The organism is Nocardia sp. NPDC050175 (assembly GCF_044459885.1).
Taxonomy (GTDB): Bacteria; Actinomycetota; Actinomycetes; order Mycobacteriales; family Mycobacteriaceae; genus Nocardia.
Window position 1 is genome coordinate 139,278 of sequence record NZ_JBITJI010000014.1, and the last position, 21,710, is coordinate 160,987.

The following is a 21,710-nucleotide window of genomic DNA, read 5'->3' on the forward strand; positions in this document are numbered from 1 at the left end:
CGGATGCCCAGAGAGGGTGCTCGAATACCGCAGGCCCGCAGCTCGCCCCAGCCCCGTCGGGCGGCTCGCGCCGCTGGCCCTCCGGCCTAGGCGGCGCACCCGCGGTACTCAACTCAATCCGGCGGCGTCCATGCCGCGCAGTTCCTTCTTGAGATCGGCGATCTCGTCGCGCAGTCGGCCTGCGAGCTCGAACTGGAGCTCGCGGGCCGCGTTCATCATCTGCGCGGTGAGTTCCTTGACCAGGTCCGCGAGTTCGGCGCGCGGCATCGACTTGATGTCGCGGCCCTCGTAGACGCCCGCGCTGACCGCGCGGCCCGGTTCGCCCTGGGCGCGGCGGCCGCGGCTGGAGTTACGGCCGGAACCGCCGACCGCGACCTCGGTGTCGTCGGCCTCCAGATACACCTGGTCGAGGATGTCGGCGATCTTCTTGCGCAACGGTTGCGGGTCGATGCCCTTCTCCGTGTTGTAGGCGACCTGCTTGGCTCGGCGGCGATCGGTCTCGTCGATGGCGTGCCGCATCGAGTCGGTGATCTTGTCGGCGTACATGTGCACCTCGCCGGACACGTTGCGCGCCGCGCGGCCGATGGTCTGGATCAGGCTGGTGCTGCTGCGCAGGAAGCCTTCCTTGTCCGCGTCGAGGATCGCGACCAGCGACACCTCGGGCAGGTCGAGACCCTCGCGCAGCAGGTTGATGCCGACCAGCACGTCGTACTCGCCGAGTCGCAACTGCCGCAGCAGTTCGATTCGGCGCAGCGTGTCGATCTCCGAATGCAGATACCGCACCCGCAGGCCGAGCCCGAGCAGATAGTCGGTGAGGTCCTCCGACATCTTCTTGGTCAGCGTGGTGACCAGCACCCGCTCGTCCTTCTCGGTGCGCTGCCGGATCTCGTGCACCAGATCGTCGATCTGGCCCTTGGTCGGCTTGACCACCACCTTCGGATCGACCAGGCCGGTCGGGCGGATGACCTGCTCGACCACCTCGCCGCCGACCTGGCCCAGTTCGTAGGGACCCGGCGTGGCCGACAGGTACACCGCCTGGCCGATCCGGTCGGCGAACTCCTCCCAGGTGAGCGGCCGGTTGTCCACCGCGGACGGCAGCCGGAACCCGAATTCGACCAGGTTGCGCTTGCGCGACATGTCGCCCTCATACATGCCGCCGATCTGCGGCACCGTCACGTGCGACTCGTCGATGACGAGCAGGAAGTCGTCGGGGAAGTAGTCGAGCAGCGTCGCGGGCGCCGACCCGGCCGGGCGGCCGTCGATGTGCCGCGAGTAGTTCTCGATGCCGGAGCAGAACCCGACCTGACGGATCATCTCCAGGTCGTACTGGGTCCGCATGCGCAGCCGCTGGGCCTCGAGCAGCTTGCCCTGCCGCTCCAGCTCGGCCAGCCGCACTTCCAGTTCGGCCTCGATGTCGCGCACCGCGCGCTCCATCCGGTCCGGGCCGGCCACGTAGTGGGTGGCCGGGAAAATGCGCAGCACGTCCACCTGGCGAACCACATCGCCGGTGAGCGGGTGCAGGTAATACAGCGCCTCGATCTCGTCGCCGAAGAACTCGATGCGAATCGCGAGTTCCTCGTAGGACGGGATGATCTCGACGGTGTCGCCGCGCACCCGGAACGAGCCGCGGGTGAACGCCATGTCGTTGCGGGTGTACTGCACGTCGACCAGCAGCCGTAGCAGCGCGTCGCGGTCGACCTCGCCGCCGACCTCGAGCTGCACCGACCGATCGAGGTAGGACTGCGGGGTGCCGAGGCCGTAGATGCACGACACCGACGCGACCACCACCACATCGCGCCGGGACAGCAGGCTCGACGTCGCCGAGTGCCGCAGCCGCTCGACATCGTCATTGATCGAGCTGTCCTTCTCGATGTAGGTGTCGGTCTGCGCGATGTACGCCTCGGGTTGGTAGTAGTCGTAGTACGAGACGAAGTATTCGACGGCGTTGTTCGGCAGCATCTCGCGCAGCTCGTTGGCCAGCTGCGCGGCGAGGGTCTTGTTCGGCGCCATCACCAGCGTGGGGCGCTGCAGCCGCTCGATGAGCCATGCGGTGGTGGCCGACTTGCCGGTGCCGGTGGCGCCGAGCAGCACCACGTCGCGCTCCCCCGCCTTGATCCGGCGTTCCAGCTCCTCGATCGCGGCCGGCTGGTCACCGGCGGGCACGTGCTCGCTGACCACCTGGAAGCGCGCGTCACTGCGCTCGATCTCGCCGACAGGCCGATGCTCGGAGTGCGCCAGCGGGGTCTCGCCCGCGACCCTCTCCTCGTAGCCTTCCGTCGGAATCTCGGTTGCGAATGCCATGCTCACCAGCCTAAGCCCAGCCACCGACAGATTTCAGCGGTCGTGCGGGCGGTGGCTGCCGCGGACCCAGGCATGTGGGCCTCGGCCGGGTGTCACCCGCCGCGCCCCGGTGATAAAACCGCCATCGACCGTCCCCCATTCCCAGGCGGGATAAACCTCTGACGAGTAAGTTTTACCGGAGCAATACCAGGCTTTACCGGGACAATACCGTTTCACTCTCAGGCACCGTTATGTGTCCGAAATGTCCCATGCACCAACACATTTCGTAGCCAAAAACATATCGCGTCAATCCGCCCGATCACCATTTCCCGGGTGTACTCTGGCTTGGTTGTTCGGACAACAAAGTTCGGATGTGGCGAAGGACTAGAGCCATGAGAGGTCTGATTCCATTGCTCAATACCGTGCCGACCACCGGCTTCACTGGAAGTATCGCCCGACACATCCGTGCGGCGGTACCAGGCCTCAACAACAACGCCGCCGCCCCGCCGAACACCGCGTTACCGCCCGGCCATCCCCCGCACCGGCCACACGTCGAGTTCTTCAACCTGGCCGAGCACACCAGCACCGACAGCAAGGGCTTCGTCCGCCAGGTCGAGCGCTACCACCACGAACCGTGGGGCGTATATATGGCGCGCATCGTGCCCGTACCGCACCATCACTACCTGGAGTCCTGGCTGCTGCCCGAACTCTCGCTGCGGGTGACGTGCGCCCGCCGGAACCCGGCGCATCACGTCGACCACGACTTCCACCTCGATATCGGCGAGTTCACCCAGGTCGCGCCGAAACGCTGGAAGGCCGTCGACCACTACCTCGACATCGAGGTGCATCGCGGTCATCACGTCGAACTGCTCGGCGTCGACGACCTACTGGCCGCCCACGCGGCCGGATTGGTGGACACAGCGCAGGCGCATCGGGCCTTCGAGTGCGCGACCGCGGCCCTGGACGGACTCGCCGCCAACGACCACTGCGTCGAGGACTGGCTCGCCACCCAGGGCATCACGCTCACCTGGATGTAACCGCGAGGCCACTCGACTCCGGCGTCGCGGCGGTAGATTCTGAATGCATGACCCAGGCACCATCCGTTGACGTGCATCGGCCCAAGGTCGAGTACTTCGACCTCGCGGACCTGACGAACACGGATCCGAAAGGATTCGTGCGGCCGGTCGAGCAGTACCACGTGGAGCCGTGGGGCCTGTACATGGCGCGCACCTCCGACCATGAACAGTTCCACTACATCGAATCGTGGCTACTGCCCGACTTGGCGCTGCGCGCCTCCGTCTTCCACTACCACCCCGAGCACCAGCGGGACCAGGACTTCTACCTCGACCTCGGCGAGTTCGGTCAGGTAGCGCCCGAACGGTGGAAGTCGGTGGACCACTATCTGGACATCATCGTGCGTACCGGTCGCGGCACCGACCTGCTCGACGTCGACGAGCTGCTCGCCGCGCACGCGGCCGGCCTGCTCACCGCCGTCCAGGCCCAGGCCGCCATCGAGACCGCGACCAGCACCATCGACGGCATCGCCGCCAACGACTACCGCCTCGAAGGGTGGCTCGAGACGCGCGGTATCACGCTGACCTGGAAGTAGTGGGAGGCTGAGGCAAAGCCGTTGCGCTGCTAGCGATCCCGCCAAGCGAGCATGCGAGGGTACGCGGCGGAGAACCACGGTTCCTTGACATCCAGGTACGCGGTGGTCTCCTCCGCGCCGGTCAGCCCGGCCGCCTTCGCCTCTGCCGCGCGCTTCACCTCGAGGTATTCGGCTCGGGCGTCAGCATCGGCGCGCAGCCAATCACGGAACAGCAGCGCGTACTCCTGCCCTGGCGAACCATCCACGCGCACATGCACATTGGCGAGGCGACCAGGGTCGGCGTTCTGGTGAAAACGTTTGGTCCACACAGCGACATCCGTGCCCGCCGGATCCTGCGGAGTCGGCCGCGGGCAATCCTCGGTGACCGCCGGACGAACCGGAAAACCCGCTGCGCCCAACGCATCTCGCAGTCCGTCGGCGGCGGCGAGGTCGGCGACGGTGATCTGCAGATCGATCACATCCTTGGCCGGAAGATCCGGCACCGCAGTCGATCCGATGTGATCTATCCGCGACGCGGACGCGCCGCACGCCACCCACAGCCGCGCGATGAGCCGCTGCGCTTGCACAGCCCACTCCGGGTTGGCGGGCACGACCCGTATCTCCTTCCGACGCGCGGGCGTCGCCGTGCGCAGGTTGTGCTCGAACGGCACCAGCCGCTCCTGCCACAACTGCTGCACCACGCCCTCGATTGCTCCAGGCTCCCCACTGTTGTCGAGCAACACATCGGCAACCGCGCGCCGCTGCTCATCGGTGGCCTGCGCGGCAATTCGGGCCCGCGCATCGGCTTCGGCAACGCCACGGAATTCGACAAGCCGGCGCAGCCGAATTTCCGCATCGACATCGACGACAATTACCAAGTTCATCAATGGCGCGAGACCATTCTCGACCAGCAATGGAATATCTTGCACGACAATGGCATCGCCCGGCGCCGCGGCAATGAGTTCGGCGGTGCGTTTACCGACCAACGGGTGGGTAATCGAATTCAAGGTCGCCCTGGATTCGTCATCGGCAAAGGCCTTGGCCGCCAAGGCCGGTCGATCCAGGCTGCCGTCGGCCGCCAGGATCTCGGTGCCGAACGCCGCGACGAGCGCCGCGAGGCCCTCGGTACCTGGCGCGACGACCTCCCTGGCGATCACGTCGGAATCGACGATCACCGCACCGAGGTCGGCGAGGATCCGCGCCACGGTGGACTTGCCCGCTCCCATGCCTCCGGTGAGGCCGATCCGCAACATTCGACCAGTCTCGCATCCCACGCCCGACGGCGGGCTCGCCGCCCACCACCCCTCGACGGGTGACGCAAGGACCGACGTTCGACTACCGCGACACAATCAGCCCGATTACCCATCCGGGCCGTGGTTTCCACCTACCGCCGCCGTAATTGCCCGATCCGTGACGAGCCCGAGACCAATTCGCAACAATTCCGGCCGGACCGGGTAGGTCGGCGACAACTTTCCGACACGCCGGGGCAATTACTTGCGCAAAATACTCTGCGTGGCACTTTCGTTCGGCTAATCTTCGCCCTGGCGATCGGAGCGCCAGCACCAGCAAGCAAAGGAACACCATTGGGCACCAGAATGAACCAGACGGCTCGCCACCGCCTGGGTATGGCGGACGGCGTGCACTGCATCCACATCCCCGCTGTCGCGGCCGCGTTGGCCGAACACCGTCGTACATGGTTCACCGCACTGCTCAACCCGGCCCGACATAGCTTCGCGGCCATGCGAAAACGCTCCGTCGTACCGTCCGTCCGGTGGGTGCCCGCCACCGCAAGCTGACCGAAGACTTCGCGAACTGGTTCGAGAAGTGGCCCAGCCCCCGCCAGGGCTGGGCCACTCTCATGCCCGAATCAACCCGCTCGGCTTGCGCCGGGTACCGGGTTGCTGTGTCGGCATCGAATTCGGCGGCACCGGATAGGGAATCCCGGTTGTCGCCGTACCCAACGCGATATTCGGGCCGCATTGGGCGACCGCGGCATCCATTTTCGGTTTCGGATCCGGCAGCACCGGCTTAGCGATATTCGGTGCCGAGCCGAAATCGAAGGTGGAGGTCATATCGCCGGTGACGCCGCGTCGCCACGCGGTCACATTCGGCACCTCCACTCCGAACCTGGTTTCCAGCAGTCGCAGCTGTGAGGTGTGGTCGAAGGTCTCCGAGGCGACGAGCCCGCCCCGGCTGTACGGCGAAATCACCAGCGCCGGAACGCGATAACCCAAACCTATCGGACCGGCGATGCCCTTCGCGGCGGACACGCGGTCCAGCGGCACGGTGAGGAACTCGCCCGGCGTGCCCGGCGGCGGGGTCGGCGGGGTGACGTGGTCGAAGAAGCCGCCGTTCTCGTCGTAGCTGATGATCAGCGCCGTTTTCTCCCACACCTTCGGGTTCGAGGTGAGGATGTCGAGCAGCTGCACGATGCCGAACGCGCCGAATGCCGCTGGCAGCGCGGGATGTTCGCAGTTCAGCAGCGACGGGATCACCCAGGAGACGGCGGGCAGCGTGTCATTGGCGACGTCGGCTTGAAAGTCGTTGGGGTACACCGGCGCCAGGCCGCGGCGGGCCAATTCCGAGTTCGGGTCCGATGATTGGGTGAAGCAGCCGAGCATGCCGTCGAGGATCACCGAGGACAGCGGGCCGACGTCGCGGTTGTTGTAGACCTTCCAGCTGACGCCTGCCTCGGACAGGTTCTCCGGGTATGTGCGCCAGCTGTATACGTGCTGCGGGATAAGCTTGGGGGTCTCCACCAGCGGGCCGCCCGCGAGGCCGTCCGGGTCGATGGTTCCGCTGATCCAGTACAGCCGGTTCGGGTCGGTGGGGCCGAGCACCGAGCAGTGGTAGTTGTCGCACAGCGTGAAGGCGTCGGCGAGCGCGCTGTGGATCGGAATGTCTTCGGGCAGGTAGTAACCCATCGCCGCGGGCGCGTTGGCGGGGCCGACGCTGGCGACCGACATCGGCATCCACTGGTCGTTGCGGCCGCCGTTCCAGGCGCGGTGCATGCCTTCCCAGGAGTGGTCCGGGTCGTTGATGCATTCGCCGTCGAGCGAGGCGCCGCGGGTGGTGTCGAGGCGGAACGGATTCACAAAGCCGTCCGGGCCGGGGCCGGCACCGGGCGTCCAGCCGTACTGCCGCCAGGCCGACGACGGGTCGTCGAACCCGCGGACACCGGGCAGGGTGCCGAAATAGTGGTCGAAGGAGCGGTTTTCCTGCATCAGCAACACGAAGTGCTCGATATCGCCGAGTCCGCCCATCCCGGCGGGGTCGGCGGCGTAGGCCCGCTCGATGATCGGGTTGGCCCACGAGGCCAACGCGCCCACCGCACCGGCCGCCGCCGCCTTCGCTAGGAATTGTCTGCGATTGAGCCCACTGAATGGCCCCGCTGCGCACATGTCTTCGGCCGACCTTTCCGCCAGGGCTGTCGAGCAGAGTTTCGCGATCCGCGCCGACCATACCCGACGTGCTGCGACGCCGCAGAGAAAGATCGTTTAGGCGAGCCGGGAAGTGAGCAGAACCACGGTGCGGGTTGGTGATTCCTGGATGGTAGCTCGGTAGCTGCCCGAAACATCATACCGTTCTGAGTGTTTCACCCGTTTTGCCCGCTTTCACCCGATCGATGACACGGATTCCCGCGTGGGCGTGGCCAAGTCGGCGGCACCGCGCCGAAACCTGCGCCACACCAGCAATGCGGTGGCACCGAACCCGAGGCACAGCCCGAGCCAGATGCCCGGCGCGCGCCAGCCCAGGCCGAACCCGAAGAGCACCATGGCCGGTACACCGATCGCGAAATAGCCGATCAGCGTGCTCTGCATCCCCGCCTTGGTATTTCCGATGCCACGCAGCAGTCCGATGGACAGGTTTTGCGATCCCTTGCAGTACTGCTGGAAGATCGCGAACCACAGCAGGGTCGAGGCAGCGGCGACGACGGCGGTGTCGTCCTGGTGCGAGCCGAGGAACGGCGTGAGAACGACACTGGGGAACAGGACGTAGCCGAGGCCGACCACGGTCATGAAGGCGAAGCCGATGGCGAAGGTGCGGCGGGCGATGTCCGCCACCGCATCTCGGTCACCCTGTCCGATCGTGCGGCTCACCAGGATCGAAGAGCCTTGGGAGAGGCCGATATTGACCTGATAGACGATGTAGGCCAGCTGGTTGACGATATTGCTCGCGGCCAGTGCCACCGGACCGAAGCTGCCCATCAGCACCGCGGCGATCGACGTGATCGCCGCTTCCGCACCGTAGGTCAACGAGATCGGGGTGCCCATCCGGACGATTCGCGTGATGGTTGCCCGGTCCGCCTGCCACGCCGTCAGCGACAGCAGATCGCCGAGGAGCGGGTCGCGTTTGACGGTGCGCAGATAGAGACCGAACGTCGACAGTTGAACGAGGGTGGTGGACAGGCCGATTCCGGCCAGGCCGAGTTTCGGCATGCCGAGCCAGCCGAAGACGAACAGCGCGTTCAGGAGTGCGTTGACGCCGATCGACAGGAGCGTCACGCGTAACAGAGAGCCTGCCCGGCGGAGGCCGACGGCGAACTGCCGCAACACGTTCAACCACAGCATCGGAATCAGGCCGGGCGCGAGCGTCCACAGGATCGGGCGAGCCAGGTCGAGCACCGCGGGGTCCTGGCCGAGCCAACACAGCGCATAGCCGAGGGTGATCAGGATCAGCGCGCCCGCCGTGGAGGTCACCGTGGCGACAAATGCCGCGGCCCGGACCAAGCCGCGGATCTCGGCGCGGGCCTGCCCATCGATATCGGCACGGCCGGTGCGTTTTTCGCTGCTCCCCACCGCCTCGGCGATCATGTTCCCGACCCCGGTGATCATGCCGACGCACATGGTGCGCAGCTGGTTGTACAGCAGCAGCGCGAGCCCGCCCGCCGCGACGGACGCGACGCCGAGCAGTCCCATCATCGCCAGATCGACGGTGGTCAGCGCCACCTGGGCGAGCTGGAGGCCGGCGATCGGGGCGGCCAGCGCGATGATGGCTCGATACGGTCGAACGTTCACGGGCCCTACGCTCCCGCCCGCTCGACGCCGTATGCCAGCCGTACCGATTCGTCGTAAGCGCGGCAGAGCCTGGTGATTCGCTGCCGCGCGGCACGGTCGTAGAGGCCGCGTTCGTGCAGCCAGTCGTCGTCGTACACGGTGTCGAGGTACTTCTCCCCCGCGTCGCACACCAGCACGATCACCGTGCTACCCGCGGGCACATGCACGAGGCGGCGCAGCGCCACGTGTATTGCGGCGCCGCCGGTTCCGCCGACCAGGATGCCGGTGCGGCGGGCGACCACTCGCGCGGTGGCGAACGCATCGATGTCGCGGACTCGGCAGTCCTCGTCGATGGCGTCGTATTTCACGTTGCCGCCCACCGGGAATCCGGCGGGGCTGCCCGCGCCGGTCTGCCAGTAGCCGCCGCCCGCACCGCCGAAGATGATGGAGCCGGTGGGTTCGACGCCGAGCGCGTAGACCCGAGAGCCGAGCCTGCGGAGCTCTTCGACTGTGCCGCAGAGGGATCCGCCGGTACCGACAGCACCGATGAGGTAGTCGATGTCGGTGTTCAGATCGGCGAGGAGTTCGCGGGCGAGGTCGCGGTAGCCCGCGTTGTTGTGGGGGTTGTTGTGCTGGTCGGGGCGATAGGCGCCGGTCTGTGCGGCGATCTCGGCGGCGATGCGCCTGCGTTCGACGGTGCTCGGTCCGCCGCTCGTGCCGCTGTCTACCGAAACCAGTTGGGCGCCCATTGCTTTCATGGCGCGGAGCTTGTCCTTGGCCGCGTGGTCGTCGACCACGGCGGTGAAGGTGTAGCCGCGTTCCAGGGCCATCAGCGCGAGTCCGGTACCGGTGTTGCCGGAGGTGGGTTCGACGATGTGGCCGCCGGGGCGCAGTTCGCCACTGCGTTCGGCCTGGAGCACCATCTCGCGTGCCATCCGGACTTTCGCGGAGCCGGTCGGGTTGAACTGCTCCAACTTCAGTAGCAAGCGGGTGCCCGTGCCGGTGCGGATGAGTTCGAGGAGCGGGGTGGAGCCGATGAGTTCGGAGGCGGAGCGGACGACGTTCTCGCTGCGCCGAGGCAGCTGGGTGGCGGCCGGTAACGGCAGCACGGCCTGCGCGTTCACTTGTCCAAGCGCCACTGGAACCGATCCTCCTGCGGTGTGATGACTACCTTCGGCGGCAGCGGGAGTTGGTGGAATTCGCTTTCGTTCTTGTCCATCTGATAGCCCGCTGTATTCGGATACAGCAGCATGTCGCCGTGGCCGGGACGTTGCGGCAGCGGCACTTTGCGCCAGGTGAGTACGTCGTATTCCATGCAGCTCGCACCGCCGACGCAGGTGGCGATCGGTTCCGCTGTCGAATCGGGGTTGCGGGGCACCAGGATCGGGTCCGGCAGGAATTCGCTGCCCTTCCATTGTTCGGAGACGCTCATGCTCAGACCGTGCACGGTGGTGATGCCGTAGTCGGCGTTCTGCTTGTAGCCGAGGACCGGGAACACGGTGAAACCCGCGTCGATGAGGAGGGCGCGGCCAGGCTCGATGAAGAGCTGGATGTCGTTGTCACGGAGGTGCTTTGCCAGCGTGTGCCCCTCGAATGCGGTTGTGAGGATGGCGTCCAGCATGTCGGCACCGGTCGGGTCCTGTGCGTACGGATAGAACTTCTCGAACCGTTTTCCGGCGTGGAACCATTCGTCGCGCTGGTGCGTGACGAAGGTGTTCCAGTCGTCGTTGCCGAGGTAGCGGCACGCGAAACCGCCACCTATCGAGAGTGTGGTGAGCGGTAGACCTTGCGCTTTCGTCTTGGCGCACAGCCGGATCAGGTCGAAGGCAAGCTCAGCCCGCGGTGCGACCGCGTAGCCATCCAGGTGGAACGAGAACCCGATCAACTCGACCTGGGGGCGCAGTCGCGCACACAGCGCGATGGCGGTGTCGAGATCTGTTGCCGACAAACCGAATCGGCTGTGCGGTGCGTTCGGCGGCAACGTCCGCAACAGGATGCGCACCGGTCCGGCATTCCGTGCGATCTCCGCGACCCGATCCAGTTCATCGAGTGCGTCGATCGCGACCACACAGTCGTGCCTTGCGGCAAGGCGCAGCAGCCCATCGGTTTTCGCCGCACCAGTCACTCCGATATCGCGGCCGCGGATGCCGTGCGCCAGCGCGTGCACCAGTTCGGGTTCACTCGCGACGTCCACGGCACCATCGAGATCGGCGATCGTCGGCAGCCAGCAGCCTGCCTTGTTGGCCTTCTTGCCGTAGTAGACCTGGCCGCGCACGCCGTGTCCGGCAAGCGTTTTCTGGAAGGAGCGCAGGTTGTCGGCGAACTGTTCCGGGTAGACGACGTGGAACGGGCCGCCGACCGCGTGGTGAATGTCGAAGAGCAGCTGCCGATCCGCGCGCACCCGCCGCTGCCAGTCCTGTTCCAGCGCAGGCAGATCGATCAGCGAGGCATTCAGGACCACAGTTCCACCCGCTGTCCGCGTCCGGCCGCCACCGCGCGGGTGGCCAGTGCGTGGGCGACCGGGATATCGGTGATGATCATGCCGCTGGCGAACGCGAACACCCGATCGGTGTCGCTGGATCGTCCTGTTGCCTTTCCGGCCACGATGTCCGGCAGTTCCGCGTCGATGACCGGACCGTCCGGTCCCGCCAGCCGGCTACCCGTGACGCCGAGTTGCCCGGTGCTGGTGGCGATCGCGTAGTCGGCCGCGCGCAGGGCACCGCTCTCGACGCCCTTGCTGGCCACCGAGATCAGCAGTCCGCCAGGTGGTAGCCATTCGGTGCGCACCTTGGGATGCGCGGCCCGTCCGGAGGCGACGACAACGACGTCGGATTCGGTGACCGCCGACGGCACATCGTCGACGAGCTCGATGTCCCGCTCCGGAAACCAGCGGCGCATGGCGGCAAGGCTTTCGGCGATGCCGTCGGGATGCGTCCCGAACAGCCGCAGCTTCTCCAGCCCAGGCAGCGCGGTCAGCAAGTACGGCAACGTGTTTCGTCCCTGAATGCCCGTCCCGATCATGAGGGCGGCGGTAGCCCCTTCGCGGGCACAGTGTTTCGCGATAATCGCGGTGGTGGCCGGCGTCCGAGCGGCCCCGACGCGCTGGCAGTCCATGAACGCGAACGGGAGACCGGTGGTGTCGTCGTACAGGCTGATCGTCGTGTAGTACTTGTCCGCGCTCGCGCTGCCCTGTCGATAGGACGTCTTGAAACCGAGGTGCTCCAGCGAACTGTCGTAGCCGAGCATCGAATACGACACCGCGTCGCGCTCGGTCTTCGGGATCGGCATCATCAGCTTCACCGGGCAGCGGGAATCGCCGTGCGCGAATGCCAGGTAGCCGTCCTCGACCAGATCGATCACCTCGGCGGGCGGCAGGTCGATATCGGCCAGATCGGTGCGGGTGAGAATGTGCAGTGGGTTACTCATAGGACTCCGATGTGCGAATCGAGAGGACGCCCGGTGGGTGATACCGCGGCGGGAGAAGAGTTGTCGCCCAGGTGCACAACGCGATCCGTGCACACGGCGAGCAGGGCGAGGTCGTGACTGATGAACAGCACTCCGACACCGGTGGCGGCCAGGCCGGTCACCGTGCGGGCCACGGTCGCGGTGGTGGCCGGGTCGAGCATCGAGGTCATCTCGTCACAGAGCAGGTAGTCGGGTTTGGACGCGAGGACCCGGGCGACCGCCGCCCGCTGCAGTTGGCCGTCGGAGACTTGCGCCGGGTATCGATCGAGCAGATCCGCTGTCATGCCGACGGATTCGACGACGGTGTCCCAGTCCACCGGTCCGCGGGCCAGCTCTGCGATGGATTGACGCAGCGGGAGGCGTGGATCGCACGAGCGGCGCGGTGACTGGAACAGCATCGCGATCCGGCCGGTCCTTCGCCGCGGCAAGGGCGCACCGTCGCAGGTGACACGACCGCTGTCCGGTCGTCGCAGGCCCGAGAGGATGTGCGCGAGAGTGGTTTTACCGGTGCCGGAGGGTCCCGCCAACCCGACCACCTCACCGTGCCCGATCTCGATGGATACGTCGGTAAGTACCCGACGACCACCGAGTAGGGCCGAAACATTGTGTGCAGCAAGCGATCGTTGAGTCATGGTGTGCCATATCGGAAGTCGTCGGGCAGATTGACCAGCTCCGGTGTCCGGAACGGCAGTGGCGACAGCCCGTTCTCCGGCAGTGCGGCGAGCAGGTCCTTGGTGTACCGCTCCCGCGGATTGCCGAGAACTGCGTCGGCGCTGCCGGACTCGACTATCCGGGACGCGTACATCACCGAGACATCGGTGCATATCGCGGACTCTCGCAATGCGGTGAGATCGTGCGTGACCAGCAGGACATGGCCGCCACCGGCAGCGAAGTCGCCTAGCAAACCCAGGATCGCCGCCGCCCGCTCGGCGTCGAGTGCCGAGGTCGGTTCGTCGGCGATGATGAGCACAGGATCTCCCGCCAGCGCGAAGGCCATGGCCGCACGCTGCGCCATACCGCCGGACAGCTCATGCGGATACCGCTGCAGTGCAGCGACTTCCAGCCCGACGCGGATGACAAGGTCGACCGGATCATGTGCGGTGCCGAGATACCGGATCGTCTCGGCCAGCTGTGGCCCGATCCGCCGCACCGGCGTGAAGTACGTCATCGCTGACGGCGGCACCCATGCCACAGTGCGGCCGCGCGACCGCCAGATCTCCTGGGTGGTCAGCGTCCGATCGTCGAGCTCCAGCGCTACCTCACCAGTCATGCACGCCCGCTTCGGCAGCAGCCCGGTGATCGTCGCGGCCAACATCGACTTGCCGGAACCGGATTCCCCGATCAACCCATGTACCGTCCCGCGCCGCACCACCAGGTCCGCGGCTGTAACCGCATGCACCGAACGGCCGGGCGCTAGTGGAATACGCACTGTGACCTGACGGAGAGTTAGCGTCATAGCGAAACCTTCTGCCGGACGGCCGATTCAGCAGCCGAGGAGCGGCTGTACGCGATCATGCGGCAACCTCCTGCAGCACTTGGACTTTCTGCTGCCAGTGCCCGCCGAGCAGGGACACCGCGAGCGTGACGAGCACCAGCACCCCGGCCGGGAAGATCAGCAACCACCAATCCCCCAACAGAATCGACGCCTGCGCATCGGACAGCAGCGTGCCCAGCGACGCACGCTGCGGCGGCAGCCCGACACCGAGGAACGACAACGTCGACTCGTGCCAGATCGCGTGCGGGATCAGCAGCACCACACCGATCAGCGCCTGCCCCATCGCGACCGGAACGAAATGCCGCCGGACGATCCGCCACCGGGGCAGACCACGTAACTGGGCCGCCTGCACGAATTCGGCGTGCCGCAGCGCAAGTACCTCGCTGCGCACCACGCGGGCGATGGAGGTCCAGTGGGTGAGCACCAGCGAGAGCACGATGGCGAGCACCGACCCGCGATACATGGCCACGATCAGCAGCGTGAGCAGCAGGCTCGGCAACGAATTCACCGCATCGACCAGCCGCATCGCGATCCGGTCCCACCACCCGCCGAACGCTCCGGCGCTCACGCCGACCAGCACGCCGAGGACCGCCGAACCCACCGCCGTGGTCGCCGCGATCAGCAGCGAGATCCGCATCCCCTGCGCCACCCGTACGAACACATCGCGCCCGGCATTGTCGGTGCCGAACGGGAATTCGAGGCTCGGCGGCCGCCTGCTGATCGAGAAGTCCACCAGCACGTCGTCCACCGGCCGCAGCAGCGGCACCAGCCCGGCGTACAGCGCCGCGACCACCAGCACGCCGACCGCGAGCACCAGCATCGGCCGCGCCCTACCCATCGGCGTCGATCCGCGGATCGATGAGCACCGCGGCCGCGTCGGCGGCCAGGTTGCCGAGCAGCACCACGGCGGTGATCAGCACCGTGAGGATGGCCAGCAGCGGAAAGTCGACGCCGCGTGCGGCGGTCACCGTCGCCGACCCCAATCCTGGCCAGCTGAAGATGGTTTCGACCACGGTGGCGCCGACCACGAGTTCCGGCAGCCGAGCACCGCACAGCGCCAGGAACGGCACGATCGCGACCGGCAGCACGTGCCGAAAGGCGATGACCCGCCACGGCAATCCACGCGCCTTGGCGCCTTTGACCGCGTCGCTGTCGAGGGTGCGGGCCACCGTCTCGCGCAGGCCGAGCACGAGCCACGGCAACTGTGTGACGCCGAGCAGTACGGCAGGCAACACGAGGTGCCTGGCCGTCGAACCGGCGGTGACGCCGCCGCCCGGATCGGTCAATCCCGCGGCGGGGAACCAACGCAGGGTCAACGCGAAGAGCAGGACCGCGCCGAGCGCAAGCACGAACGGTGGAACCGCCTGCAGCACAACCGCGGCCGCGCTGATCGTCCGATCGATGAGCCCACCCCGCCGCAGCCCGGCCCACGCGCCGAGTATCGCCGCGAGCACCACAGCGACCACGCCACCGAGCACACCGAGCAGCAAGCTCCACGGCAGCCGCTCGGCCAGCACCTGCGCGACCGGCTGGCGATACGACCGTGATTCACCCAGCTCACCGCGCACCAGATCGCCCGCCCACGACCACCAGGCCTCGAACCAGTTGCGCTCCAACCCGAGTCGCTCCCGCAGCACCGACCGCTGCACCTCGGTGAATCCGTCACCGTGCGCACCCAGGTACCCGTCGAGCGGGTCGAACGGGCTGGCCGCAGCGAGCGCGAACACCGCGAGCGAGACCAGTCCGGCCAGCGGAACGGCGACGGCGAGCCGCCGGGCGATCAGCCTACTTGCTCTGCCACCCATCAGCGGGTCCAGCGGGCGAGCCCGTACCACGGCCCCCACGCGACGCCGTGCGAGTGCGGCTCGAGCGCGGTCGGGGTGATCCGCCAGCCGTTGTCGCGCAACACATAGACGTGGTTCGTGGTGACCAGCGCCAGCATCGCCGGGTCACGGTGGTATTCGGCCTGGACCTGGCGGTACAGGTCGGTCCGTCGCTGCGGATTCGCTTCCCCGCGTGCGGCATCCAGCAGTTGGTCGATCTTCGGGTTCACGTAGTCCGAGGCGTTGTCCCACTTGGATCCGACACCTGGGGCGGCGTAACGGGAGTGGAGTTTGGTGTAGAGCTGGCTGTCCACCGTGTACGGCTGGCCGCCACCGCCGAGCAGGAACGCGGTGCGCGCCAAGTAGTCCGGCGTCATCCGCTGCTTGTCCACGGCCACCGGGGTGATCTCGATGCCCACCTTTTTCGCATCGGACACCACCGCCATCGTCAGGTCGCGGCGCAGCACTTCCGTTGGGTAGTAGGCGATCTCGAAGGCAGCCCGGTGACCGTCGCGTTCGCGAATACCGTCCGCGCCGACGTGCCAACCCGCGTTATCGAGCACTCGCGCGGCCTCGGACCGGTCGTAGCCGAAATCCTGTGCCGGATCGTAGGTATCGCCGTACACCTGACCGACCAGGGTCGACATGGGAGCACCGTGACCGCCCAGAATATGGTCGACCATCCCCTGCCGGTCGACGGCGAAGTTCAACGCCTTACGGACCGCAGGGTCGCCCGCCACCGGGTTGCCGGACGGCAAAGTGATTGCGCGCCAATCATTCGCCACCGCGGGGACGACCCGGTAACCGTCCTTGGCTGCCGCCTGCGCCAACTCCGGCGGAAGCACCGTCCCGTCGGCACCGTCACGCAGCTGACTCGCTCTGGCGTTGTCGTCATCGGTGCGGCGAATGACGAACTTGCGCACTCGCGCTCGCTCGCCCCAGTAGTCGTCCCGTGCGGTGAGCACCACCTGATCCGGCCGGGATTCGGTGAGGACATACGGCCCGGTCCCGATCGGATACCGATTGAGCTCGGCCCGGTCGGCTGGTCCCGGTCGCGCGAACGCCTCCGCCGGGGCGATCGCCACGAACAGTCGATGATCGAAATCGGCGTACGCGCCCGTCAATTCGAATTCGACGGTGTTCGGCCCGGTCTGCCTCGTAGTGCGCAAGAAGTCGTAGTCTGCGGCGATCGGGGCCGCGAAGGCCGGATCGATCAGCGAGTTATAGGTAGCCACAACGTCTTCCGGACCGAACGTAGTTCCGTCCGAAAAGGTCACGCCGGTCCGGGTATTCACCCGCCACCGCGACAGATCCCCGTCCACCGGCTCCGGCGGCCCAACCGCAAGCACGGGCACGGCCGCCGGTATCCGCTCAGTTACTCCCTCTTCCACCCGATACAAGCTCTCGAAGATCTTCGACTCCCCGTTCTTCCCCTGCCCGAGCAGCGGACTGAAGTCGCCGAGTTCCTCGGTATCGATCACCACGAACTGCTCGGGATCCCCCGCGTTCTGCCCCGGCGTCGAACACGCCGTCAACCCGACTACGAATGCCGTTGCCGCAGCGCACATCCCGATCCGAAATAAAGCCATGCCAGCATCGTAGACTACTGGTAATGATTTTCATTAGCATCATCAGTGAAATCGGACACATGCACCGAGCCGGGCACGACATACCCGCCGACGAGGCGGATACCGGATCGATGGCTAACCTCGAGCTAATCTCCTGGCTGTGCCGATCAGGGAACGCTTGGTGCCGAAGAGCAAGCTGCTGCTGTGGCTCGCCGCCATCGCCGTGTCGCTGCTGCTCGCCGCAGGCACCGTGTACTCCTGGACGCACGCGGGCAGCAGGCACGCTCCGGTCGCGGAAATCGGCACCACGGTGGCCAACTACGCCGAGGCGGAAGCTGTTGTGACGCCGCATCTTCCGCAGGATCAGGTGGTCCCCCGGCTGTCCACCGGCGTGCTGGTCAATTCACTGCAGTTCGTCAACGCGCACAACATCAAGGCCACCGGGCATATCTGGCAACACATACCCGCCGACTTTCCGGCGAACATCGAGCTCGGCGTCCAGCTGCTCGAGGCCGAGGACCCGCACTGCCCGAAAAAGGTCTTCGAGTACCCGCTAGGGGCGTGGCGCGTGGTCGTCTGGTCGTTCTCGACGATCATCCGGCAGCAGTTCAACTACGAGGACTATCCGCTGGATCACCAGGACATCTGGCTGCGGATGCGCCCGGTCGACATGATCCACCAGGTCCAGCTGGTGCCGTCGTTCGAATCGTTTCCGCCGTGGGATGCGCACGCACTCAACGGCTTGGACCCCGGCCTGGTGTTCGGCGATTGGGAGCCCGACTACACGGCGTGGAGCCTGAATCACCAGGCGTACAGCATGCTGGCCCAACCCGGTCTGGCCAATACCGACGAGCTGTATTTCAATGTCGGCGTCAGCCGCGGCCTGCTCGGCCCGCTGCTCGGACGGATCGTTCCGGTGCTGCTGCTCGCCGTGCTGATGTTCCTGTCGCTGTTCGTGATCACCACCGATCCCGACCGGCGGCCGATCTCGGGCTTCACCGCCTTCGCGATCATCACCTTCTCGGTGTCCACCGTGCTCGTGGTCGCGGTCAACGACAATGCGGCGAGATCGGAGATCGGCGCCTCAGGCATCTCCTATATCGAGTACTGGTATTTCACGCTGTACATAATGACCCTGCTCGTCGCGCTCAATGCGACGATGCTGCTGCACGGCGCCTTCAGCAAGGTCGTCACCTGGCGGGACAACCTGGGGCCGAAGATCCTGTTCTGGCCGTTGTTCACCGGCATCATGTTCGCGGCGACCGTCGGCTATCTCGGGCTGTGAGCTACGACCGGACGACCAGCAACCACACCGGCAACAGCAGTAGCGCCACCAGCGAGGTCTTGGCGACGACCGACGCGGCAAGGTCCACGTCGGTGTCGTAGCGTTGGGCGAAGATGAACAGGTTCTGCGGCGCGGGCATAGCGGCGATCAGCACCAGATAGGTCAGCCAGGTGCCGTGAATACCGAAGAGGTACTTGCAGATCAGCAGCGCGAGCAGTGGGAAAGCCAGGCATTTGAACGCGATCAGCGCGTACTCGTCGCGCAGCGTGCCGCGCAACCGCAGGCCCGTTCCGCCGAGGTGCAGGCCGAGTGCGAACAGCGCAACGGGTGCGGCGGCGTTGCCGGCGAAGGACAGCGCATCCAGCAGCCAGCGCGGCACCGGCACCTCGGCGGCGTTCGCGGCGATCCCGAGATAGCAGGCCACGACGATGGGCGTCGCCAGTGCCGCAAGCACCCCGCGCAGTACGGCACCGCTCGCCGGTCTGTCCGGATCATCTTGTGCGGCACCGAATTCCATCACCGCGATGACGACGACGGTGAGCACACAGACCTGCAGCAGAATGACCGGGAAGATCGGCGCGACGTCACCGAACAGCAGCACGAACACTGGGATCGCGAAGTAGGTCGTATTCACCTGCACGCCGGCCATGATCCGCAGCGCGACGCCCCGCGCGTCGGCCCCGGTCACCCGCCTGGACCAGAACCCGACGGCCACCATACCGAGCAGCGCGGTCACCAGATACGCGGCGATGGCCCGCGGATCGAATAGCCGCGCCAGATCGCTCGAGTAGAGCGAGCCGACCAGATAGCACGGGATCGCGAACAGAAAAGCGAACTCGGAGAACGCCTTCGACACCTCGGCTCCGATGATCTTGCGCCGCGCGAAGACCACTCCGGCACCGAACACCAGCGCCACCGGGGCCAGTTTCCCGGCGGTAGCAACGAGATCACTCACGGGCTACAACCCGAGCGAACGGACCAGGTCCAGCATCTCGGTGTGGAAAAGCTTTGCAGGGTCGCGGGATTGGGGCACCAGGTGGCCGTACACCTCGAGCGCGATCAGGCCGTGCATGCGGCCCCACATGCGCAGCGCGAGGCCGAGTGCGGCGGGTGACAGTTCGGGAAAATCCGCGAGGACGTGTTCGACGAGACCTGGGTCGAATTCGGACCACGTTGTGTCACTGACGGTTTGGCGCTCTTCCGCGTGCGGCCACGCGGCGGCCGTCAAGCCGACGAGGCCGGTGCAGGCGCGCAATTCGGCGGCCATGGCGGGACCGCCCGGCGGCGGCTGGTAACCAGGCACCGGGTCGCCGTAGATGAGCCGGAACTCCGCGGGGTGGGCGATCGCCCAGTCGCGCACGGCCTCGCCCCAGGCCACGATCCGCCCGGCCGGGTCGTCGACGGACACCGCGTCGCGCGCCGCCTCGACCCGGTCGACCAGGGCGGTGTAGACGTCGGAGATCAGCGTGGTGATCAGATCGTCGCGGGTGGCGTAGTAGCCGTAGATGGCGCCCGCGGTCATGCCCATGTCGCGGGCGATGGCACGCAACGAGATCGCGTCGGGACCACCCTCGGCCAGCAACCGCAGCGCAATGGCCTTGATTTCACCGGATGCCTGCTCGCGCATGCGCTCTCTGCGACTCTTCACGACCTCCACCACGGTTGACACTCTACAGCGTTTGTCTACTATCTACCGTGCTGTTACTGAACGGCGTGTAGTAAATGAACAGTGCATAGGGAGTGGATCGTGGATATCGGGATTTTCGGCGCGACGGGTGTCATCGGCAGTCGGGCGGTCGCCGAGGCAATGCAGCGCGGGCATCGGGTGACCGCGTTCACCCGGGATGCGGCTCGGTTCCCCGCCGAGCGGGGGAAAGCGGCCTGGCAGGTCGCCGATTGGCTCGACGCCGACAGCATCGCGGCGGCGATCGCCGGTCTCGATGTGGTGATCAGCGCGGTCAATGCCGGGCACGGTATCGCCGACACCATCGCCAACGCAGGCGATTTCGTTGCCGGGGCCGAGGCGATGGTCAGCGCGCTGGAACAGCAGCCGCGGGTTCGGGTGATCGCCGTCGGCGGTGCGGGCAGTTTGGAGATCGCGCCTGGACGGCAATTGGTTGATACCGGTGCGGCGTTCGTCCGCACTCTTACCGAGGACCTCGCGGTGCCTGCCGAATACGTCGAAGTGGTGCGGGCGCTGCGGTCGGCCTTGAATGTCTATCGGCTGTCCAACCGCAACTGGACCTACCTCAGTCCGTCGTCGGGTCGGGTCAATCCCGGTGCGCGCACGGGTCGTTTCCGCGTCGGCGGCGATCAGGTGCTCCTCGGCGGGGACGATATCTCCGCCGAGGATCTCGCCGTCGCCTTGCTCGACGAGGTGGAGCAGCCGCGCTTCATCCAGCGCCGCTTCACCGTCGGCTACTGAAACCTGTCGTACCCCTCTGCCACAATAGAAACCAGGTCGGACGTCGATCGAGTTGTTGCCCAACGTAATTGGCAACTCGACCGAGGAGGCGCAATGCCTGACGTTCCAGCTTCGATGCCCGACCCGCGTGACCCGATGTCCATCGATGTCGACCGGCTGGTTGAGCTGGCGGCTGAGATCGAACGGCATCGGCACCTGCTGCGATCCGCCGCCGAGGGATACCGGTGGCGGGTCGCCCAGCGGGTGGAATACCTCGACCCGCCGGACCGCGACATGCGCCTCGCGCATGCGGAACGGCTGATCGAGGCCTTGATGATCGACCCGGTCCGGCACAACGACCTCGATCTCGACGCCTACCGCGCGGTCCGCGACGGCGCACCGATCGAGTTCGACACCGACCGCCGAACCTTCGTCCTGCGCAGGCCAGGCCGAGCCCCCCTGCCGATCCGCCCCGGCCTGCCCGAACACCGCCTCGGCGTAATCGCCCGCCTCGCCGGCCTCGGCCTCCGCCTGGAGCAAATCCAGGTCGTCGCCCTCACCACAACCCAAGGCATAGCCCCACCCAAACCCCCAACAACCCCACCCCAAGTAAACCGCGGCACAACCAAGCCCTCCCGCCGCCTCGGCCAGTCCGCCATCAAAACCGGAAGCGCCACCCCAACAACCGACTTCGGCGCCTTCCACTAGCACCGCCGCGTGCGCGCCGCCGATCTTCGGCGCCCTGCCGCCCTGACGAGCGTCACGCTCGCGCCGAACCAACGACCGCACCGACGCCGCGAACTCA

The 21,710-nt window shown here is 66.6% G+C and carries 19 protein-coding genes; 5 read left to right on the forward strand and 14 right to left on the reverse strand.

The window, feature by feature from the left end; all coding sequences use genetic code 11:
- Positions 1-108 precede the first annotated feature (108 nt).
- Positions 109-2,301 carry an excinuclease ABC subunit UvrB gene (uvrB, locus tag ACIBK2_RS36790; protein WP_396974351.1) on the reverse strand — a complete coding sequence of 731 codons (2,193 nt, stop codon included), beginning with the start codon at positions 2,299-2,301 and terminating at the stop codon, positions 109-111.
- Between the two features lie 371 nt (positions 2,302-2,672).
- On the opposite strand from uvrB, the gene ACIBK2_RS36795 reads away from it, so the two are divergent.
- Both ACIBK2_RS36795 and ACIBK2_RS36800 read left to right on the forward strand, forming a co-directional pair.
- A complete protein-coding gene (locus ACIBK2_RS36795; protein WP_379289485.1) occupies positions 2,673-3,317 on the forward strand; it encodes a DUF402 domain-containing protein in 645 nt (214 codons plus the stop codon).
- A 47-nt stretch (positions 3,318-3,364) separates the two neighbouring features.
- Positions 3,365-3,889: a DUF402 domain-containing protein gene (locus ACIBK2_RS36800; RefSeq protein ID WP_396974353.1), complete on the forward strand. Its 525-nt coding sequence runs from the start codon at positions 3,365-3,367 to the stop codon at positions 3,887-3,889.
- Between the two features lie 29 nt (positions 3,890-3,918).
- On the opposite strand, the gene coaE is transcribed toward ACIBK2_RS36800, so the two are convergent.
- The 11 genes from coaE to ACIBK2_RS36855 all read right to left on the reverse strand — a co-directional run bounded on the left by coaE (position 3,919) and on the right by ACIBK2_RS36855 (position 17,237).
- Positions 3,919-5,121: a dephospho-CoA kinase gene (gene coaE, locus ACIBK2_RS36805; protein WP_396974354.1), complete on the reverse strand. Its 1,203-nt coding sequence runs from the start codon at positions 5,119-5,121 to the stop codon at positions 3,919-3,921.
- A 603-nt stretch (positions 5,122-5,724) separates the two neighbouring features.
- Complete coding sequence (locus ACIBK2_RS36810; RefSeq protein WP_396974356.1) at positions 5,725-7,269, reverse strand: phospholipase C; 1,545 nt, start codon at positions 7,267-7,269, stop codon at positions 5,725-5,727.
- Between the two features lie 213 nt (positions 7,270-7,482).
- Positions 7,483-8,886, reverse strand: a complete 1,404-nt coding sequence (locus tag ACIBK2_RS36815; protein WP_396974358.1) for an MATE family efflux transporter — start codon at positions 8,884-8,886, stop codon at positions 7,483-7,485.
- 5 nt (positions 8,887-8,891) lie between these two features.
- Entirely contained in the window at positions 8,892-10,004 is a 1,113-nt protein-coding gene (locus ACIBK2_RS36820) for a PLP-dependent cysteine synthase family protein (protein WP_396974360.1), read from the reverse strand.
- Positions 9,986-11,326, reverse strand: a complete 1,341-nt coding sequence (locus ACIBK2_RS36825; protein WP_396974362.1) for an alanine racemase — start codon at positions 11,324-11,326, stop codon at positions 9,986-9,988. The genes ACIBK2_RS36820 and ACIBK2_RS36825 overlap by 19 nt, the downstream gene beginning before the upstream one ends.
- The gene (locus ACIBK2_RS36830; RefSeq protein ID WP_396974364.1) at positions 11,317-12,291 is read right to left on the reverse strand and encodes an ornithine cyclodeaminase; all 975 of its coding nucleotides are present in this window, start codon (positions 12,289-12,291) and stop codon (positions 11,317-11,319) included. The genes ACIBK2_RS36825 and ACIBK2_RS36830 overlap by 10 nt, the downstream gene beginning before the upstream one ends.
- Entirely contained in the window at positions 12,288-12,962 is a 675-nt protein-coding gene (locus ACIBK2_RS36835; protein WP_396974366.1) for an ABC transporter ATP-binding protein, read from the reverse strand. Before ACIBK2_RS36835 ends, ACIBK2_RS36830 begins: the two co-directional genes overlap by 4 nt.
- The gene (locus tag ACIBK2_RS36840; RefSeq protein WP_396974368.1) at positions 12,959-13,786 is read right to left on the reverse strand and encodes an ATP-binding cassette domain-containing protein; all 828 of its coding nucleotides are present in this window, start codon (positions 13,784-13,786) and stop codon (positions 12,959-12,961) included. The genes ACIBK2_RS36835 and ACIBK2_RS36840 overlap by 4 nt, the downstream gene beginning before the upstream one ends.
- 55 nt (positions 13,787-13,841) lie before the next feature.
- Complete coding sequence (locus ACIBK2_RS36845) at positions 13,842-14,663, reverse strand: ABC transporter permease (protein WP_396974370.1); 822 nt, start codon at positions 14,661-14,663, stop codon at positions 13,842-13,844.
- Positions 14,656-15,630 (reverse strand): ABC transporter permease, encoded by a 975-nt coding sequence (locus ACIBK2_RS36850; RefSeq protein ID WP_396974372.1) that lies wholly within the window; start codon positions 15,628-15,630, stop codon positions 14,656-14,658. The genes ACIBK2_RS36845 and ACIBK2_RS36850 overlap by 8 nt, the downstream gene beginning before the upstream one ends.
- Positions 15,630-17,237: an ABC transporter substrate-binding protein gene (locus tag ACIBK2_RS36855; RefSeq protein ID WP_396974374.1), complete on the reverse strand. Its 1,608-nt coding sequence runs from the start codon at positions 17,235-17,237 to the stop codon at positions 15,630-15,632. The genes ACIBK2_RS36850 and ACIBK2_RS36855 overlap by 1 nt, the downstream gene beginning before the upstream one ends.
- A 139-nt stretch (positions 17,238-17,376) precedes the next feature.
- Here ACIBK2_RS36855 and ACIBK2_RS36860 point away from each other — a divergent pair, with 139 nt between their 5' ends.
- Positions 17,377-18,501: a hypothetical protein gene (locus ACIBK2_RS36860; RefSeq protein WP_396974375.1), complete on the forward strand. Its 1,125-nt coding sequence runs from the start codon at positions 17,377-17,379 to the stop codon at positions 18,499-18,501.
- A gap of 1 nt (position 18,502) precedes the next feature.
- Here ACIBK2_RS36860 and ACIBK2_RS36865 read toward each other — a convergent pair whose 3' ends face one another.
- Both ACIBK2_RS36865 and ACIBK2_RS36870 read right to left on the reverse strand, forming a co-directional pair.
- Positions 18,503-19,456, reverse strand: a complete 954-nt coding sequence (locus ACIBK2_RS36865) for an AEC family transporter (protein ID WP_396974377.1) — start codon at positions 19,454-19,456, stop codon at positions 18,503-18,505.
- A gap of 3 nt (positions 19,457-19,459) precedes the next feature.
- The gene (locus ACIBK2_RS36870) at positions 19,460-20,149 is read right to left on the reverse strand and encodes a TetR/AcrR family transcriptional regulator (protein ID WP_396974378.1); all 690 of its coding nucleotides are present in this window, start codon (positions 20,147-20,149) and stop codon (positions 19,460-19,462) included.
- A gap of 99 nt (positions 20,150-20,248) precedes the next feature.
- Here ACIBK2_RS36870 and ACIBK2_RS36875 point away from each other — a divergent pair, with 99 nt between their 5' ends.
- Complete coding sequence (locus ACIBK2_RS36875) at positions 20,249-20,926, forward strand: NAD(P)-dependent oxidoreductase (RefSeq protein WP_396974380.1); 678 nt, start codon at positions 20,249-20,251, stop codon at positions 20,924-20,926.
- A 93-nt stretch (positions 20,927-21,019) separates the two neighbouring features.
- Positions 21,020-21,613, forward strand: a complete 594-nt coding sequence (locus ACIBK2_RS36880) for a hypothetical protein (protein WP_396974381.1) — start codon at positions 21,020-21,022, stop codon at positions 21,611-21,613.
- The last annotated feature ends 97 nt before the right edge of the window (positions 21,614-21,710 follow it).